Source organism: Bifidobacterium boum, assembly GCF_000741535.1.
GTDB lineage: Bacteria > Actinomycetota > Actinomycetes > Actinomycetales > Bifidobacteriaceae > Bifidobacterium > Bifidobacterium boum.
This window is the reverse complement of record NZ_JGYQ01000016.1, coordinates 475952-495453: the sequence shown is the minus strand read 5'-3', so window position 1 is coordinate 495453 and position 19502 is coordinate 475952. Positions and strand designations below refer to the sequence as shown.

Below are 19502 nucleotides of genomic sequence, written 5' to 3'. Positions count from 1 at the left end.
ACAGACGCTGCGGGATCAGCGGTTGACGAGCACGTGGACGCCCAAGTGTGGCTCAACTATGACGGGCATCCCGCCCGCTTGTATAAGGCGCAGTCGGTCAACAAGCCGGTGCGGTTGCCTCATGCGGGGTCGGTCGACTCCCCACAATTCACACCATCGGATTTCGGCTGGAACGGCTGGCAGGAAGGCAACTACTGGTTCGACATCGTTGTTCCCCAACAAGGGAGTATGGCTGCCGGCGTGAACACCGAAGATCGGCAGGCGTCCGAAAGTTTCCGTGTCGGTTCCCGTGCGCCGGGTGCGCCGACAAAACATGTGGACGATGGGGTGAGTGCCGACGGCATGGTCAATCGCACGCGGATCGTCACAGGCACCGGGCGTGGCGGTTGGAAACTGAACATCACCGACACCATCACGGCGAACGGAGTGCCATACCAGATTGACGACTATCGGATCAGTGATTTGACTGACGGTACGGACCATACCGGCGAGTTCACCATCACGTGGGATAAGGACGCGCATACGGTCAGCGCGAGCCGGAAAGACAACCAAAGCATGCTTCCGCTTGACCACGCGTTCGAATTCTCCTTCGCCGTCACCGTCAACACGCCGGGGCACAACATCGTCAATGATGTGGCAGCCGTCCAATGGAACGAAGAACCCGAGCAGACCACGCAACCACAGCAGTTCCCCACATGGAAACCGCAACCGGACACCGTGTGGATGCTGCGCGGTGATGACGGCGGCTGGGATGCTGTCATCGACCCTGACCACAGCAATGCTGTCGGGGCTGCCGGACGTTCGCTGCTGGACGGTGACATGGTAGCCGCGGCGACCAACGCGGTGCTTCCCGCCCATCTCATCGAAGCGCCACAACGGTTGGAGCTGACCGTCGGCTGGTCGCAGGCGGATTACCTGTTCGACCCTTCAGCAGCGTCAGAAATCCGCGTGTATGCCGCCGACACCCCACAAGAACGTACTTCCGGAGTGTTTGACATTGCCCGCCGCGGCAAAGACGTGACCGGCGAATTCACCATCCGGGTCAACGATGGCACGGCGACCGCCGTGGCATCACAAGCCTACCGGCAGTCAGTGAAAGGACTGGGCACGCACCGCCAGCTCACCCTGGTCGTTCCCGGTCGCATCAACCTGGCCAATGGCGGGGGCGCAGTTCAAACACGCAAAGATTACCAAGCCAAAGACGGGCAGGCGGTGGAACTGTGCTCCAGCACGCAAGGCAAATCATTCATCGCTCAAGGCACGCATACGGTCAACGACCATACCGTGGAAGCGAACCGTCCACCGTTATGCGCGATTGTGCCGCCAGCCGCCAAACGTGTACTCGCCCACTCCTCGCAGACAGGAGCCCGCACACCGATCAACCAGGCCAAAGTGATGCCGGGGCAGCGTGTCACCTACGAGCTGACGGCGGATATTACGGCACGAACCGGTTTGGGGTATCGCCTTGACAGCGTGACCGTCACTGACGAATACGACCGGTATTTCGAACCGGACGAATACAGCATCCTTGTCCGCGACCGCCGCTCCGACACGGTATTCGGACGTCAGCATTACACCGTGCACTGGAATCGCGAACAACATCGTTTCCACATCGTATTCAACCGTTCGGCAATCAACCAGGCGTGGAACGACACGCGAACCTTGCCGAATCTCTTGGTGGAGTTCACCGGCACGGTGGCGGACAATGCCCCGGCGAAGCGCCTCATAGGCAATCAATGGACGCTCGGACTGAACAACAGTATGACCCCGTCGAACCGGGTTGTCATCGAGCCGCCGAGTATCGTACCGGAGAAAACCGTCACCCAAGCCGACGCAGGTATCGCCATCGACGGACGGACCGCATTGCTGGGCGACACCATCTACTACCGTGTCACGCTCGACGCATCCGCGTTGCAGTCCAGCGCCTACACGGTCCAACGGCTCGGAATCATCGACGACTATGACGAACGCTACCTTGCGCTTGACCTTGACCGGGTCGCTGTGACCGACGAACGCGGCAACGACCGTACCGGCGCCTTCAACATCCAAGACCGGGACGGCGTGCTGTACGCGTTCTTCGCCACTGTAGATACCACCGACCCGGCCACCGGACGCGTCATCGCCGCACGACAGCCGGATGACCTGAAAGCCTACGCATCCGCCTCACTCGACCCCCACACCGACCCGGCTATCGACCAGCATGTTCTGGGGCAGCGTTATGAACTCGTGCTACCGATGACCGTCATCGCGGTCGAAGACGGCGTCCACGTGCAGAACACCGCCACCCAGGTCACCGGAACCACGCGTACAAACACCCGGACGGTGGTCAACCCGCTCAAACCGGTGAACCCGGCGAAAGACGTGACTATCGCCATGCACGGGGACAGCGCCAACGGCACCGACATCCCGTTGCACACCACCTTCCTGTACCGCCTCGATTCCTCAGACCTGCCCGCCAATCGTGCCTACGATGTCGACTCGTGGAACATCGACGACGACTATGACGAGTTGCACGACGTATACCTCGGCCAGTGGGCTCTCGCCGCCCGCCATGACATGAGCATCGACGGCAAGCCTGTGCAAGCGGGGGAGCTTATCGAACGCCATACCAACATCGATTTGGTCTCCAACGACCGGAATGATGACGATGCCGGGAGCGGCCTCGACTCCTCATTGCTCACCGTTGAAGATGCCGGCGGACGGCTGCATATCGAGTTGACCGAACGGGGCAAACACGTGCTCGGCGGTCGCAATCAGGCCGGCGCGTGGACGCTGTTCATCCAAATGCAGCGTATTCTGCCCGCAGAGCGCATCACCAACGGGTTCGCGGAAACTCTCAACGGCATCACCCGCGAATCCAACGAGGTGTGGACACGCACCGCACTCGAACGAGGCGCAATCGAACTGGTGAAATTCGACGAGACATCAGGAGAGCGTGACGGTGACCGGGATACCATGGAGCGTGCGCTCGCCATCACCCAAGACAAGACGAGGCTCGTGTTCCGCATCCGCAATATCGGCGACATGCCGGTAACCGGATTGCGTTTGCATGACACCGTCACTGTCGGTGACGCCACGGTGGACGCCTGGCAATATCCAGAACACTGGGATGAGCTTGTCCTCAAGCCGGGTGAATCCGTCGATGTCACTGCGATGCTGTCAGCAGTCACGGGCCGTCACACCGACAGGGCGACAGTAACCGCGTCGACGGTGGTGACATGCCCGCTTGTCGACGACAATCCCTTCGACAACCAGCCGGCGGTCAGACAAGACGGCGTATGCCGTGGCGAAACAGTCAACGCCGCTGATACGTGGCACGGCTACCGGCCAACATTGGCGCAAACCGGCAGCCCGATCATCGCATTGCTGACCGCCACGGGCATGCTGGTGGCCGCGGCTGCGGTGATCCGGATGTCGGGCGCTACCCGTCGCCGACAGCAGTAGTCGCAATCCTCATCATGGCGTGCCGCGACAAGACGGGACGACACGCTTGCCTGTCTGCGGCATGTCATGGTGTGGGATATCCGCATACCGGCCGGGCTTGCGACGCTACACTGGTCGCCAACGGTCGTTGTACGGGAGTCCAGACTCTTACGGCGGCTTTACCAGAGCCGGGCGTGCATCCTGTGGAAGAAAGAGACACGTGCCCGGCGGTGTCCAACAGTCCAGGGAAGGCATTCCAATGAGCGAATTGGTCAAAGTCACATCAGAACACGCGCCTGCCGCATTGGGTGCGTACAGTCAAGCCGTCAAAGCCAACGGCTTCGTGTTCGCATCCGGCCAGCTGGGTCTTGACCCGGCCACCGGCAAGCTGGCGGGGGACACCGCTGGCGAGCAGGCGGCACAAGCGTTGAAGAACATCGCCCATGTGCTTGAGGCGGCGGGGACTGATACCGCGCATGTGGTGCGTGCCACCATCTACATGAAGCACGTTGAGGACTTCCACGAAATCGATGCCGCCTATGCCGAGGTGTTCGACGGCGATATCAAGCCGGCTCGCGTCGCATTCGGCGGCAACGATCTGCCGGCGGGCGCGCTGGTGGAGATTGACGCCATCGCGGCACTCTGACACGCCGACATCGTACGGCATCACGGTGGTTGTCCCCGCAATTCGCGCCGGGACGCTACGGTGGTGCCGTACGTTCATACGAGATGACACACGGCGGGCATGAGTTCGCCGTGGCTGTCAGCCGCATACGCCAGAACACCGGAATACAGGAGCATCGGACACCATCGTGGCTACTGATTTTGAACCCTCATCGCACGCCGCCGTCAGCGAGAGTGCAACCAATCCTACGGTGAACCCGGATACGAACGGGTTGCAAAGCCCCGACACCCAGCTTGAACGGAATATGGAATCACGTCATCTGACGATGATTTCACTGGGCGGTGTCATCGGCACCGGCCTGTTCCTCAGCTCCGGCTACACCATTCATCAGGCGGGGCCACTCGGTGCCATCCTCGCCTATCTCATCGGTTCGGTTCTTGTCTACTGCGTGATGCTTTCGCTCGGGGAGCTATCGGTCGCCATGCCGTATGCCGGCAGCTTCCACTTGTATGCGCGCCGGTTCATTGGACCGGGCACCGCGTTCACCATCGCCATCCTGTACTGGTTGAACTGGGCGGTGGCGCTTGCCTCTGAATTCACCGCGGCCGGCCTGCTCATGCAACGGTGGTTCCCGCATTCACCCGCATGGGTGTGGAGCGCGCTGTTCATCGCCGTCGTATTCACGCTGAACATCCTGTCCGTCAGATTGTACGGTGAGTCGGAGTTCTGGTTCGCCAGCATCAAGGTGGTCGCCATTATCGCGTTCATTGCGATCGGTTTGCTCGCCATATTCGGCATCATCCCCATCAGGGGGTATACCCACGCGCCGTTGTTCTCAAACTACTATTGTTCCGGCTGGTTCCCCAACGGGATTATGCCGGTATTCTCCACGCTTCTGACCGTCGTGTTCGCTTTCTCCGGCACGGAAGTCGTCGGCGTGGCCGCAGGGGAGACCAAAAACCCGGATCGGGCGATTCCGAAAGCGGTACACACCACGGTGTTGCGTCTGGCGATTTTCTTCATCGGCTCGATCGCCGTCATGGCCGCGCTGATCCCTTGGAAACAGTCCGGCGTGGACGCCAGCCCGTTCGTGCTTGTGTTCCAGAGCATCGGCATGCCGTTCGCCGGGGACGTGATGAACTTCGTCGTACTGACCGCCGTACTGTCCGCGGCGAACTCCGGATTGTACGTCTGCTCGCGCATGGTGTGGTCGCTGGCCAAAGAGCATATGATTCCGTCGATCCTGGCGAAAACCAATTTCCACGGTGTCCCCGTATTCGCCGTACTGGTCAGTCTTGCAGGCGGTCTGCTCGCCCTGCTGTCCAGCGTGGTCGCCGCCTCGACAGTGTACTTGGCGCTGGTCGCGATTTCCGGCTTGGCGACACTGGTAGTGTGGATGTCAGTGGCGATATGTCATATCCTCTTCCGGCGTGAACTCAAACGTTCCGGCAGGTCCGTCGACTCGCTTGCCTATCATGCGCCCGGCTATCCGGCGGTTCCGATCATCGCGATCATCATGTGCCTGTTCGCGTTGGTCCTGGTGGTCGCCGACCCGGCGCAACGCTCCACGCTGCTGTACATGATCCCCTTCGTCGCCTTGTGCTACGGCGTGTATTACCTGCGTGAACGGCTGAAACACAACAGACGGCACGATGAGGGCACGCCCGTCACCGTTTGAGCTTGTCTGCCTGTTATGGCGGCGACAACGCCGGCACTTGGCCAATACCCTCGCTAGACTTTGAAGAATGAATCCAGAAGCGCTCAGTGAACTGATTTCCCGTATTGCCCATGATCTGGTCGCCGCCGGCGAGGCTGGCACCCTGACCGAGGATCTCATCCCGCCGGTCGAAAAATTCGCGGTCATGCGTCCCAAGGACCGCAGCCACGGCGACTGGGCATCGAACGCTGCCATGCAACTGGCCAAGAAGGCCGGCATGAAGCCGCGTGATTTGGCGGAACTGTTTGCCGCACGCCTGCAATCCGCCGACGGGGTCGCCGCCGTCGAGGTCGCCGGCCCCGGCTTCATCAATATCACGCTTGATTCCGCGTCCGCCGCGGCGGTCGTGGACGCCGTACTCGAACAAGGTGCGCAGTTCGGTCGTAACAACCACCTGTCCGGACAGACCCTCAACCTCGAATTCGTGTCCGCAAACCCCACCGGCCCAATCCATATCGGCGGCACCCGCTGGGCGGCGGTCGGCGACTCTATGGCCCGCGTGCTCGAAGCCAACGGTGCCAAAGTCGTGCGCGAATACTATTTCAATGACCACGGCGAGCAGATCAACCGTTTCGCCAAATCCTTGGTCGCCGCAGCCCACGGTGAACAAACCCCTGCTGACGGCTACAAGGGCGCGTACATCGATGAAATCGCGCAGCGTGTCATCGACGAAGCGAAAGCCGACGGCATCGATATCCTCGCCCTGCCGCGAGTCGACGGCGGCAAGAACGCTGATGGTGAGCCCCTCGGCGAAGGCGACTCCGAACAACGCGAAGAGTTCCGCAAGCGAGCGGTCCCGATGATGTTCGCTGAAATCCAGGAATCCATGAAGAATTTCCGCGTACATTTCGACGTGTGGTTCCATGAGAACAGCCTGTACCAGGACGGTGAAGTCGAGCGCGCCATCGCCAAGCTGCGTGAGCAAGGCGACATTTTCGAAAAAGACGGCGCCACTTGGTTCGCATCCACGAAGCATGGCGACGACAAGGACCGTGTCATCATCAAATCCGATGGCAATTACGCGTATTTCGCCGCCGATATCGCCTATTACTACAACAAGCGTCACCGCGCAACCGACCCGGCTGACGTGGCCATTTACATGCTGGGCGCCGACCATCACGGCTATATCGGCCGCATGATGGCCATGTGCGCCGCTTTCGGCGACAAGCCGGGCGTCAATATGCAGATTCTCATCGGTCAGCTGGTCAACGTGATGAAGGACGGCAAAGCCGTACGCATGTCCAAGCGCGCCGGCAACGTCGTCACCATCGACGATTTGGTCGACGCGATCGGTGTGGACGCCTCCCGCTACTCGCTCGCCCGCACCGACTACAACACGAGCGTGGATATCGACCTCAACCTTCTGGCCTCCCACAGCAACGACAACCCGGTGTACTACGTGCAGTACGCGCACGCCCGCAGCTGCAACGTGGACCGCAATGCGGCCGAGGCGCAGATCGACCCGACTGTCGCCGACCTTGCCCTGCTGGACACTGAAGCCGACGGCGAAGTGCTCGCCGCGCTCGCCCAATGGCCTGCCGCGCTCGCCCAAGCCGGCGACCTGCGCGCCCCGCACCGCATCGCCCACTACCTCGAGGATCTCGCTGCCGCCTACCACAAGTGGTACAACGTCGAACGCGTCGTACCGATGCCGCTGACCGACCTCGAAGAACGCAAGCCCGAAGCCGAACGTGAAGCGCTGCGTATCGCCAAGAACCCCGAACCGGCACGCGCCGCCGCACGCTTGAAGCTCAACGACGCCGTCCGAACCGTCATTGCCGCTGGCCTCGACCTGCTCGGCGTCAGCGCACCGGAGAAGATGTGAAATGAACGAAACCAGCACACCAAACGCCGCCAACACCCCGTTGAGCCAGGTATGGCCGGCCGGCTGCTCGATTGACAGCACCGGCGCCTTGACCTTCCACGGCCGCAGCGCGCAATCCCTGCTCGACGAATTCGGCTCCCCGCTGTACGTGATGGACACCGACGACATCGACACCCGTGCACGTCATTTCCTGCATGCTGCAGCCACCGCATTCTCCAATTCCACCACGCACGTGAGCTTCGCCGCGAAAGCGTTCATGTCCAAGGAAGTACTGCGCCTGGTCACCAAAGCCGGCATGCTGGTCGACACCTGCACCATGGGGGAAATGCGGATCGCCCTCGCTGCAGGTGTTCCCGGACGCCGCCTCGTACTGCACGGCAACAACAAGTCAGATGAGGAAATCGAGCTCGCCATCCGCGAAGGCTTCGCGAAAATCGTGGTCGATTCCCCGGACGAACCGGCGCGCATCGCCCGCATCGCCCACCGTCTGGGCAAAACCGCACGCGTCATGCTACGCGTGACCACCGGCATTCACGCCGGCGGCCACGAATACATTTCCACCTCCCACGAGGACCAGAAATTCGGCATGGCGCTCCTGCCAGCAGGAACCGACCCGTCCACGCTCAGCGTGCTCGACGATCTGATCGCACAGGAAAGCAAGCCTTCGCAAACCCCCGAACCCGCTGCACGCCGTCAAGACACGCATACCGTGGGACACAACGGCCAGCGTGACCTGCAATACGATATGCGCTCGCCCTACGACCTTGACGCATCCGGCATCAGCAAACAGGACGCCGCGCTCGCTGACGCGATGGATCTGGTCGCCCGCGGCCCGGCGCTCGCCGTACTCAAGGAGCTGTACCGGTATCCCGGCGATCTGGAACTCGTCGGCATCCATTCGCATATCGGCTCGCAGATCCACGACGCGAACGCGTTCATCGAAGCGGCCAAACGCATGATGCTGTTGCGCAAGACCTTCTATGCGACCGACGCCTACACGCTGCCGGAAGTTGACTTGGGCGGCGGCTACTCGGTCGCGTACACCGAGGATGAAGACTCGATGGACATCGATGTGGAGCTGGGGCGTCTAGCTTCAGCGGTCACCACAATCAACCGTGCGCTCGGCATGCCAATGCCGGTGATTTCCTTCGAACCGGGCCGCTGGATTGTCGCACCCACCTGCGTGACCCTGTACCGGGTCGGCGCCATCAAGCATGTCGGCCTGCCGGACGGCACCACCGCGAAGGACGGTTCGCCGATCAGCGAGCGCACCTACGTGTCGGTGGACGGCGGTATGAGCGATAACATCCGTCCGGCGTTGTATGACGCGGATTACACGGCACGGCTGGCGAATCGTCAGGGGAGCGCCGACACCATGCTGTCGCGTGTGGTCGGTATCCACTGCGAGTCCGGCGATATTCTCGTGCATGAATGCCGGTTGCCGGCTGATCTTCAGCGTGGTGATATTCTCGCGGTCCCGGTGACGGGCGCGTATGGCCGTACGATGGCCAGCAATTACAACCAGGCGTTGTTCCCTGCGGTGGTTGCGGTCAGTTCGTCCGGGGCGCATGTGATGCTTCGTCGTCAGACTATCGATGATTTGCTCGGCTACGATTTGGGCTGACATTGGATCGTCATCGGGAGTGTATGAGGGCCGTATCGACCGTGGAGGTCGGTGCGGCCCTCGTCGCAATTGCGGTTCGTGAACGGTATCCGGCTGCGGTGTGAGCGACGGGTCGCATGGCACGCATATTCCGCAAAACGTCAGCTTGTCCCGGTACCATGGGCAAGGATGATGACGACGCATCGCGGCCCCGCCGGCATCTGGTGCAGTAGCTGCGAGCTCACGGGAAGGATCCACTGTGGTACAAGACAATCAAGCCCCCATTCGCATTGCGTTGCTTGGTGCGGGAACCGTCGGCTCGCAGACCGCGCGTCTGCTGGTCGAACAGCATGACGAGCTGGTTCACCGCATTGGCCGCGACTATAAGATCGTCGGCATCGCCACACTTGATCCGGTCAGCGATCCGTGGATCGACCAGTCTCTGCTCACCCGCGACACCGCGGAACTGTGCACTCGTGCGGATATCGTCATCGAGCTGATTGGTGGTATTGAGCCGGCGCGCACCTTCGTACTCAAGGCCATCGAATCTGGCGCCTCGGTCGTCACCGCCAATAAGGCGCTGCTCGCCAAGCATGGCCCGGAAATCTACAAGGTCGCCCAAGAGCATGGCGTCGATATCTTCTTCGAGGCTGCGGTCGGCGGCGCCATCCCGATCGTGCGCCCGCTGCGTGAATCTTTCGCCGGCGACAAGATCAACAGCATGCTGGGTATCGTCAACGGTACGACGAATTACATTCTTGACGAGATGACCACGAAGGGCTTGGACTTTGATATTGCGCTGCGTGAGGCCCAGGAGAAGGGCTACGCGGAGGCGGATCCGACCGGTGATATCGAAGGCTATGACGCGGCGAATAAGGCTGCCATTATGGCGACGCTCGCCTTCCACACCCAGGTTGGTATTGACGACGTGTCTGTTGAAGGCATCACCAAGATCACCGCGGCTGATATCGCTTCGGCAGCGGCCGAACACAAGGTCATCAAGCTGCTTGCGGTGGTTGATCATACTGATGCCGGCGTGTCTGCACGCGTCTATCCGGCGCTGATTGATGAGAATCATCCGCTCGCCTCCGTGCATGGCAGCTTCAACGCCGTGTTCATCAAGGCGAAGGAAGCCGACGACATCATGCTGTACGGCCGTGGTGCGGGCGGCGCTCCGACCGCTTCCGCGGTGGTCGGCGACGTGGTGATGGCCGCACGTAATATCGTGTCCGGCACCACCGCAACCGGTATCCAGACGTACAACACACTGCCGCTCGCTCCTGCGGACGCGTCGAAGGCCGCGTTCGCCGTGCGCTTCCTGATCCACGACAAGCCGGGTGTACTCGCCTCGATCGCTGAGGAATTCGCGAATCATGGCATTTCCATCAACGGCGTGAACCAGGATCTTCAGCCCACCCAGCATGATCCGGGCTATTCGGGTGAGCTTCAGCAGTTGCGTATCGTCACCCACTTGTGTGATGAAGTCACATTGCGCAAGACCGTGGACGCCGTGTGCAAGCTGGAATGCGTTTCCGGCGAACCGTCCATCCTGCGCGTGCTCGACTGAGTCCGCTGTTGTTGTCAACATACAGAACCAGTGCCGGCTGACCGTGTGATGCCACGTCAGCCGGCATTCACTACCTAACGCAATACGTCGCACCATCGACGTCACACAATCGTCGGGCGGCAGCAGTCATGCCGCCCGTGGAAGGACCGCAATGAACCCCGTAGCCAAGTCTGTCCATGTGAAAGTGCCCGCGACCAGCGCGAATCTGGGCTCCGGGTTTGACACCATCGGTCTGGCGCTCGACTATTACGATGAGCTGACTTTCACGCTGAGTGGTGACCCGGACAATCACAGTGTCACCGTGCTGATCGACGGCGAAGGTGAGGATACGCTGCCGCGTGACGAAACCAATCTGGTGGTCTCCACATTCCGTAAAGCCTGCAACACGTTCGGGCTTGACCGTCTCGGGTTCACACTTGAGGCGCACAATCGTATCCCGCAGGCGCGTGGTATGGGATCGTCCGCTGAGGCGATCGTCGCCGGCATTTCCGCCGCCGCGGCGTTCGCACATGACGGTGAACTCAACCGTGACGCGATTTTTGAACTGGCGGCAACCATTGAGGGCCACCCGGACAACGTCGCTCCAGCGGTGTACGGCGGCTTGACGGTATCGTGGGATTATCAGACGCCGGAAGGTGTCGGATCGACCCGCGTATCTGGCGGTGAACCGCTGTCCGGCGGATTCCACACCGTGAACTATCCGGTCAGCGAGCGCATCCACGCCTCCGTGTTCGTGCCGGATTATGAGCTGTCCACGGAAAAAGCGCGCCAAGCGTTGCCGGCATCGGTGCCGTATCATGATGCGATTTTCAACGTGTCCCGTGTCGGTTTGTTGCCTGGCGCGATGAACCCGGGCGTGCTACATGGCGGACTTGACGCGAACGCCGTTCTGTTCTGTGCCACCCAGGATCGGCTGCATCAGCCGTATCGCAAAGATTTGATGACCCCATCGTGGGAGCTTATCGAGACGCTGCGCGAATGCGGGTATGCGGCGGCGGTGTCCGGTGCTGGCCCGTGCGTACTGGTGTTGCATGACGGTGACGCCCGGGAAGACATCGAGCGCGCTGCCGCTGAGCAGTTGGCGTCCGGGCATTGGCGCGTCCTGCATCTGACGGTCAACACCACCGGCGTGGCCGTGGAGCGAGGCTGAACCACTGTGTTGAGGGTCGCCTGCGGTGGTTTCCAAGCCGCGGTGTTCCTGTATGCCAATCCGGAAGGTTGAAGCTATGACGATATCGATGATTCTGGCATCCCAGTCCAGACCGCGGCGTGATGTGCTGTATGCCGCCGGAATTTGCCCAACCATCAAAGTTTCGCATGTTGACGAGCCTGCCGCGCTCGAACAGGCCGCACAACAGGCTGGCGTCCCGGTCGAACGGCTTGATGTCGGCCATCGGGTCGCCATTCTCGCCCATGCGAAAGCGAACGCGGTCTATGAAGCGTATCGAGCGGTCGCTGACACGTCGAAAGCGGCGAGGGGCGAGCGGGTGATCGCGTACCCGCTTGAATCCGAACAGGTGCGTGCGCAACGTCGTGCGGATGAAGAACTCTCCGCTAACGCTGCGGCAGCCCCTGCCGCATCCGGCTCATCTGACGTGGGCGCGGGTCAACCGGCTTCGGTGGTCTCAAGCGCCATCACCCGCGATTTCTCCGGTGTCACTCCGCCTACCCGCGTCGAACCGATCGGCAAGCCGGTGAAGGGCAACTAGGGGTTGAACGGTTCCGGTCCCGGCCCGTTGATCGTCGGCTGCGACTCGATGTTCCTGTTCGATGGTGAATGCTATGGCAAACCGCATGATGAAGCCACGGCACGGGAACGCCTTCGCCGTATGCGTGGGCGCAGCGGGGAGCTGTGGACCGGCCACTGCATCATCGATTTCGCCACTGGGCGTGCCATCCAGGATGCCAGCCGTGCGATCGTGTATTTCGGTGAGTACACCGATGAGGACATCGACCGGTATATCGCCACCGGCGAGCCGCTGGAAGTCGCCGGATCGTTCACGCTGGAGGGTTTCGGCGGCGCGTTCATCGACCGGATCGACGGCGACCCGCATGGCGTCATCGGTATCAGTCTGCCGTTATTGCGCCGGCTGGTCAGCAAACTCGGTATGCGCTGGACTGACCTGTGGAATGTGGAACCGCACGCCCCGAATCCTGAGGAGCAGGATAAGCATCCGGACAGCGTGCTCCCGCCGCTTGAGAACGTGCACCAACCGGGTGACGGCTGGGTGTCTTGCGCGTGCGGACGCCGGCATTGGGGTACGCACGGAGCGGCCGGCATTCTGCTGGCTCGCAGGAACGCCGACGGTGAAGTCACGCATGTGGCCATGCAGCATCGCGCCCAGTGGAGTGCGGAAGGCGGCACGTGGGGTATTCCGGGTGGCGCTATCGCCGATAATGAAACCCCGATTGAAGGGGCATTGCGCGAGAGCTTCGAGGAAGCCAACATCACCCCGCAGGATATCGAGGTGGTCGGCTCCTACCGTGAGGATCACGGCCCGTGGGCGTACACCACGGTGTTCGCGTTCGAAAAGCCCGGCCATGAGGTGCGTTTGCGGGCGAACGACGATGAGAGCATGGAAATCGCATGGGTGCCGGTCGGTGAGGTGCCGAACCGTAAGCTCCTGACTGCCATGCGCACCGACTGGCAGCGTTTCGCCGATCGTCTGCACGGGCTCGCCGCCGCCAACCGCGCCCGCTGAGCTCGTACCCTCCCCGCCCCTGCTTCTACCGACGCTGAGACATCCCTGAGCGTCGGCAGACGGTTTGGTTTTCTGTTTCTGCCGATGCTGACGGTGCTCTCAGCGTCGGCAGAAGGTTGAGACTGTGCCGGTGCCGACGGTGGTTCATCAACTGGTTACGGAAATGCGGGTCGTAGCGTAGACGGTTTGTGAGAATGGACGATCAGCTTCGCGCGGGACGGAAACTCGGGCGGATCAGGACAGCAGCGCGGCGACGATGGCGATGAATATCGGACTGGTCAGCGTGCTCAGCAGAATGCCGTCGCGCGCGAAGGTGAGACCCACATTGTAGCGGGCCGCATAGTTGTACACGTTCTGACCGGTCGGCAACGCGGCAAGCACCACGCACGCGTACAGGGTCGCGCCGCGGAAGCCCATTACGTAGTACGACAGCAGGAACGCGATCACCGGCATGATGACGTTCTTGAGCACGGCGACGGTGACGGTCGCCGGCACGTCGCTCTTGTTCTGCATCGGCTTGGTGCCGTGCAACGACATGCCGAAGGCCATGAGGATCATCGGCACCGCGGACTGCCCGATCATGTTGATCGGGTCGAAAATGAAGTCGGGGATGATGAAATACCCGGTTTTCGCGGTGATCGCTGAAACGATGATGCCGCCGAGCGATCCGATGAGCAGCGGCTGGTGCAACGGCTGCGACAGGATACGCTTCATGGATACTTCGCCCTTGGTGGTCACATCCAGCACGGTCAACGCCACGGGCGTGAAAATCGCCTGCTGCATGACCAGAATCGGAGCGACAAGCGCCGGATTGCCGAGAATATACGTGGCGATCGGCAGGCCGATATTGTTCGAATTGAGATACAGCGAGTTGAGCGCTCCGATGGTCGCGTCCGCGGCTTTCATGTGGAAGACCAGCCGGTTGAGGATCAGGAACACCAGCCCGACAAGCATGGCGGAGAAGAACGCGACGATAATCGACGAGTGGAAAATCGCGAAAATCTTCTCTTTGGACAGAATCGCGAACATGAGGCAAGGGCTGGAAATAAAGAAGCTGAACCTGTTGAGCACCATTTGCGCGCTCGACCCGCCGATCTGCATGCGGGCGGCCACATACCCGACTGCGATGACGATGCCGATCACGCAGAATCCTTCCATGGCGCTCAGTAAACCTGGCATTCCCACCTCTCCTCGTCTTGGTGCCGTTGCGGCTTCACCGCTCGAATGTGAACACGTGTGTGAAATCACAGCAGGCTGTGTCGGCCGCTTGCTGCGACGTGTGCCCATGCGTTTGGCATGGTATGCGCTGTCGGCGACGATATGACGGCCGGCGTTGTACTCACCAGTATCGTGCGTGAGCGCACGGGGCGTGTCCGCGGTCTCGCATCACGGTCAGCCGCATGACAAGCGGCGATACGGGTCGGGCTGACGAAAGGGCCTGTGTGAAAGAACCTGAGATATGGCGTGCCGGCATCCACGATATCTGCGATGATGGAACGCAACAGGCGGACAGCACCGGCCGCAGCGTGGATTGCGGCGTCCCGTCAACGATTGTGGAGGATGATATGGCAGTGACGGCACAACACCAGCAGCATGATAATGAACGGATGCGTGAGGATGTCGAACGCATCTTCACCGATATCATGAACCAGTATTCCGTCAGCGACGATGAAGGCCCGCTGACCGACCAGGTGGAAACCTACCTGAATCAGCTGCCTCATCTGACGGTCCGTCGGCACGGTGACACGGTTGTCGCTTCGACTGATTTGGGTCGTGAACGCCGGGTGATTCTCGCCGGGCATTTGGACACGGTTCCGGTTATCGACAATTTTCCGCCGCGCTGGCTTGAGCCGGGCGACCCGCTGATCCGGGAGGATATCGCGGCGGCGTATCCGGGGGAGCGGGTGATGTGGGGCCGTGGCGCCACTGATATGAAAGCGTCCGACGCGGTGCTGTTGTATTTGGCGGCGAATGTGACGAATCCGAAATACGACTTGACGTACGTGTTCTACGACCATGAGGAGGTGACCGCCGACAAGAACGGTTTGCGCAAAGTCGTGGAAAGCCATCCTGACTGGATTCGAGGCGATTTCGCGGTGATCGGCGAACCGACCGACTGTGGTATCGAAGGCGGGTGCAATGGGACGATCCGTTTCGACGTGATCACCCATGGTGTGGCCGCGCACTCCGCCCGCGCATGGATGGGATCGAACGCCATCCACAAGGCGGCTCCGATCCTCAATGCGCTCAACGCATACAAGCCGCAGGACGTGACCGTGGACGGGCTGGTGTACCGTGAGGGCGTGAACGCCACCCTGATTTCCGGCGGCAAAGGCACGAATGTGATTCCCGACGAATGCCGGGTCCATGTCAACTATCGTTTCGCCCCCGACAAAACCATCGCCCAGGCGAAGGCCTTGATGATGGGTGAAGATGCGGGCGCGCAACTCGGTAACGGCGAGCATGAGGCGACCGGCGGTATGTTCGCCGGGTTCGGCATTGAAATGAAAGATGAGTCGCCGAGCGCACGTCCGGGGATGGACGCGCCGCTTGCGGTGTCCCTTGCCGCGCTGGTCAAGGATCGCACGGGGCGCGACCCGCAGGCGAAACTCGGCTGGACGGATGTCGCACGGTTCGCTCAGCTCGGTATCCCCGCCGTCAACCTTGGTGCGGGCAGTCCGCTGCTCGCCCATAAGCATGATGAGCAGGTCGCGGCAAGTGAGCTGACGCGCATGGCGTCCATCCTGCTGGATTGGCTGGCATAATCGCCGCTGGCGGCCGCAATGGCGCCTGTTGGTGCCGCTGTGTGCGCACACGGGTTTTTTGTGTCATACTTGAGGGTGGCGGTTCTGCAGCAACCGTCAAGCGTTCGACGGCGTCGATCCCCTCGCACGTTCGGCTATGGTGGCCGCGGCGAGGCTGGTGTCCGCAGTCGCGCAGCGAGACTTTTGTATGCATTGTCCCCGTATAGGCGCGAATGGTGCGCGGCCGCGGTGAGAGCGCGGTGTGACCACTGTGCGGGACTGGAAAAAGGCGATATGGCTGCGGCATGTCGCAAGGAGCATTGTGCCCAGAACAGAAGAACAGGGTGCCGCGAACGATTCTGGTGAATCGCGCGAATCCCAGCAGCAGAATACGATCAATCTCGCTCCTGCAGACGCTACGACGCCTGCGTCTGAGACGGTTCCGGTCCGTCGGCGCCGTGGCGGTCGTCGCGTGGTCCGCGGCGCGGGTGCGGCGGGGGCTGACCTCGCGCTGAAGGTCGAAGAGCATCCCAAGCCGTTGTTTGAGGCGCCGGTCTTGCAGCCGGCACCCGTACTTGAACCGGTCGGCAAGCCTGATACCGTGAGCGCAACCGTTGATGCGAGCGGCACGCAAGAATCCGCTGCGCCGCAGCGTACCCGTCGTCGCGCTTCGCGCACGGAGACATCCTCAACCGGTACGACGCGGACACGCCGTCGTTCTCGTATCGCCGTATCCGACGAGCCGGCTGAGCCGGTCGCGGCAAGTGGCGCGCACCCTCGCAATCATGGCGTCGGCGACGCGGAAACCCCTGAAGAACGCGTCCAGGATGCGCTGGATTTGCTGTCCCACGAGCATGGGGACATGTCCGGGGACAACCATACGCGCCATCGCGCCAAGCCGATGACCTCGCTGCTGTTCCAAGAGCCGGTGCTGCCCACCCGCTCCGCGAAGGAACCCGAGCCTGAAGATGAACCGTCCGACACGGATGCCAACCATGGCGAGCGCCGCGATGACCGTGCCGGCGAGCGTGAGCCGCGTCGTTCCCGTCGTTCCCGTTCCCGTCGTTCCCGTTCCCGCGGCGAAGATGATGCCGAACGCTACGACGAACGCTACGACCGCAATGCCGGACGTTCCGATGATGCGCAGGAGCATGACAGCGAGACTGCGGAATCTGCCGGCCGTGAGCGTGATGAGCCGCGCCGCGGCCGCCGGTCCCGTCGTTTGAACGCACAGGAGCGTCGTGCCGCCGCCGAGGTCGAACAGATTGAAGAGGACCTTGAATACGATGACATCGCCTACACGCCGATCGCTGAGGTGATGTCCGGTAATCGTGCCGCTGACAGTGCATCCGTCGATGATGATGAATCTTCGGAAGAGACCACTCGTACGCGTCGCCGTCGCCGTCGTGCCGCACACGAGGAGGCGGATGACGACGACGAGCAGATTCTCGAAGTGCGTCGTCGTCACCGCGATGAGGATGATGATACGACCGTCACCCGTCGCCGTCGTCGCCGTCGTTCCGGTAAAGGCGTGGAGGAAACCGAGGAGCCGGTACGTCGTTCCCGCAAACAGCAGTACATCGACGAAATCACCGATGTCGAGGGGTCCACGCGTCTTGAAGCCAAGAAGCAGCGTCGTCGTGACAATCGTCGTGAGCGTAGCCGTCAGAACCAGATCATGGAGCAGGATTTCCTTGCTCGCCGTGAACATGTCGAACGGCTGATGGTGGTGCGAGAACGCGGCCACCATACGCAGATTTCCGTGATTGAGGACAACGTGCTGGTCGAGCATTACGTGTCTGATATCCAGGAGGTCGCGACCGTCGGCAATATCTATCTTGGCCGCGTGCAGAACGTGCTGCCGAGTATGGAGGCGGCGTTCGTGAATATCGGCCAGCCGCGCAACGGCGTCCTGTACGCCGGCGAGGTCAACTGGGATACCACGAGGCTCGAAGGCCAGCCGCGTCGTATCGAGTTGGCGTTCAAGTCAGGCGATCCGGTGCTCGTGCAGGTCACCAAGGATCCGATCGGCCATAAGGGTGCCCGTCTGACCTCTCAGGTCACGCTCGCCGGCCGGTTCCTCGTCCTCGTGCCGTCCGGCGGCATGACTGGCGTCAGCCGCAAGCTGCCTGACCGTGAGCGCGCACGCCTGAAGTCCATCGTTTCGAAGATCGCCCCAAAGGATATGGGCGTGATTATCCGTACCGCCGCCGAAGGCGCATCCGAGGAGGCGATTGAGAAGGATCTCGAGGCGTTGCGCCGCCAGTGGGACAAGATCTGTGAAAAGCGCGACCTGTACTTGCATGGCAAACGGCCGAAACTGCTGCAGGGCGAGCCGGATGTCGCCATCCGCGTGGTGCGTGACATCTTCAACGACGACTTCTCCCAGATGATTGTCGAAGGCGACCGCGTGTACGAGCGGATCGAGGAATATCTCGACACCATGGCACCGGACCTGCGCGACAAGCTCGTCAAGTGGGATCCCGAGGAGCATGGCGGTAAGGACGTGTTCGACAAGTGGCAGATCGACTCCCAGCTGCGCAAGGGCATGGAACGCCAGGTCTACTTGCCGTCCGGCGGTTCGATCGTCATCGACCGCACTGAGGCGATGACCACGATCGACGTGAATACCGGCCGGTTCATCGGTAAAGGCAAGAGCCTTGAAGAGACGGTCACCCGGTGCAATCTGGAGGCGTCCGAGGAAATCGCCCGCCAGCTGCGACTGCGTGATATCGGTGGCATGATCATGATCGATTACGTCGATATGGTGATGCCGGCGAACCGTGACCTGGTGCTGCGCCGTCTGGTTGAATGCTTGGCGCGTGACCGCACGAAGCATCAGGTGGCCGAAGTCACGTCGCTGGGTTTGGTGCAGATGACCCGCAAGCGTATCGGCCAGGGGCTTGTCGAAGCGTTCTCCGAGGAATGCCCCACCTGCAAGGGCCGTGGCTTCATCATCCATGATGAGCCCACGGTGTCCGCCGATTACGATGACCCGTATGCGATGAAGGGCGGCGACCCGTTCGTCAAAACCAACAAGCATGGGCATGGTACGCCGGAAGTGCAGGCGCCGAAGGGGTCGAGCCCGGCGGTCAAAGCCAAACTCGCGCAGATCGCCGCCGCGGCGGTTGCCGCGAATAATGCTGAAAGCGTTGAAGACGCCGCACATGATGAGGATGCGCATGAGCGACTTGGCTCTGATGCGGAGCATGCAGCAGGCCGATCTGTCGACGCTGACGAAGCGCGCTGAATACCGCTCCGGACACCGCGAATGCCGGTGTCCGGAGCGGACACGC

General features: G+C 61.5%; 10 protein-coding genes and 1 pseudogene. 10 read left to right on the top strand and 1 reads right to left on the bottom strand.

The window, feature by feature from the left end; all coding sequences use genetic code 11:
- The 8 genes and pseudogenes from BBOU_RS07930 to BBOU_RS07895 all read left to right on the top strand — a co-directional run.
- A partial coding sequence (locus BBOU_RS07930) for an adhesin isopeptide-forming adherence domain-containing protein (RefSeq protein WP_035142645.1) occupies window positions 1–3444 on the top strand: 3444 nt, incomplete at its 5' end.
- A 238-nt stretch (window positions 3445–3682) separates the two neighbouring features.
- Entirely contained in the window at window positions 3683–4069 is a 387-nt protein-coding gene (locus tag BBOU_RS07925; RefSeq protein ID WP_026503177.1) for a RidA family protein, read from the top strand.
- A 283-nt stretch (window positions 4070–4352) separates the two neighbouring features.
- Window positions 4353–5726 carry an amino acid permease gene (locus tag BBOU_RS07920; protein WP_051616842.1) on the top strand — a complete coding sequence of 458 codons (1374 nt, stop codon included), beginning with the start codon at window positions 4353–4355 and terminating at the stop codon, window positions 5724–5726.
- A 67-nt stretch (window positions 5727–5793) separates the two neighbouring features.
- Window positions 5794–7590 (top strand): arginine--tRNA ligase, encoded by a 1797-nt coding sequence (gene argS / locus BBOU_RS07915; protein WP_026503176.1) that lies wholly within the window; start codon window positions 5794–5796, stop codon window positions 7588–7590.
- A 1-nt stretch (window position 7591) separates the two neighbouring features.
- Entirely contained in the window at window positions 7592–9214 is a 1623-nt protein-coding gene (locus BBOU_RS07910; RefSeq protein ID WP_051616832.1) for a diaminopimelate decarboxylase family protein, read from the top strand.
- Window positions 9215–9452: 238 nt separating this feature from the next.
- Complete coding sequence (locus BBOU_RS07905; protein ID WP_026503174.1) at window positions 9453–10760, top strand: homoserine dehydrogenase; 1308 nt, start codon at window positions 9453–9455, stop codon at window positions 10758–10760.
- A 151-nt stretch (window positions 10761–10911) separates the two neighbouring features.
- Entirely contained in the window at window positions 10912–11910 is a 999-nt protein-coding gene (gene thrB / locus BBOU_RS07900; protein ID WP_026503173.1) for a homoserine kinase, read from the top strand.
- A 76-nt stretch (window positions 11911–11986) separates the two neighbouring features.
- Window positions 11987–13462 (top strand): annotated as a pseudogene (locus tag BBOU_RS07895) (Maf family protein).
- Between the two features lie 234 nt (window positions 13463–13696).
- Here the strand turns inward: BBOU_RS07895 and BBOU_RS07890 are convergent.
- Window positions 13697–14641 carry an AEC family transporter gene (locus BBOU_RS07890; protein ID WP_026503171.1) on the bottom strand — a complete coding sequence of 315 codons (945 nt, stop codon included), beginning with the start codon at window positions 14639–14641 and terminating at the stop codon, window positions 13697–13699.
- A gap of 428 nt (window positions 14642–15069) precedes the next feature.
- Between BBOU_RS07890 and dapE the strand changes: the two genes are divergently transcribed.
- Complete coding sequence (dapE, locus tag BBOU_RS07885; protein ID WP_051616841.1) at window positions 15070–16227, top strand: succinyl-diaminopimelate desuccinylase; 1158 nt, start codon at window positions 15070–15072, stop codon at window positions 16225–16227.
- 301 nt (window positions 16228–16528) lie between these two features.
- Window positions 16529–19456 (top strand): Rne/Rng family ribonuclease, encoded by a 2928-nt coding sequence (locus BBOU_RS07880; RefSeq protein WP_026503169.1) that lies wholly within the window; start codon window positions 16529–16531, stop codon window positions 19454–19456.
- The last annotated feature ends 46 nt before the right edge of the window (window positions 19457–19502 follow it).

Bases quoted from the DNA above. Each gene is read 5' to 3' on its own strand.
- BBOU_RS07925 (WP_026503177.1), top strand. From the start codon at position 3,683: ATGAGCGAATTGGTCAAAGTCACATCAGAACACGCGCCTGCCGCATTG.
- BBOU_RS07920 (WP_051616842.1), top strand. From the start codon at position 4,353: ATGGAATCACGTCATCTGACGATGATTTCACTGGGCGGTGTCATCGGC.
- argS (WP_026503176.1), top strand. From the start codon at position 5,794: ATGAATCCAGAAGCGCTCAGTGAACTGATTTCCCGTATTGCCCATGAT.
- BBOU_RS07910 (WP_051616832.1), top strand. From the start codon at position 7,592: ATGAACGAAACCAGCACACCAAACGCCGCCAACACCCCGTTGAGCCAG.
- thrB (WP_026503173.1), top strand. From the start codon at position 10,912: ATGAACCCCGTAGCCAAGTCTGTCCATGTGAAAGTGCCCGCGACCAGC.
- BBOU_RS07890 (WP_026503171.1), bottom strand. From the start codon at position 14,641: ATGCCAGGTTTACTGAGCGCCATGGAAGGATTCTGCGTGATCGGCATC.
- dapE (WP_051616841.1), top strand. From the start codon at position 15,070: ATGCGTGAGGATGTCGAACGCATCTTCACCGATATCATGAACCAGTAT.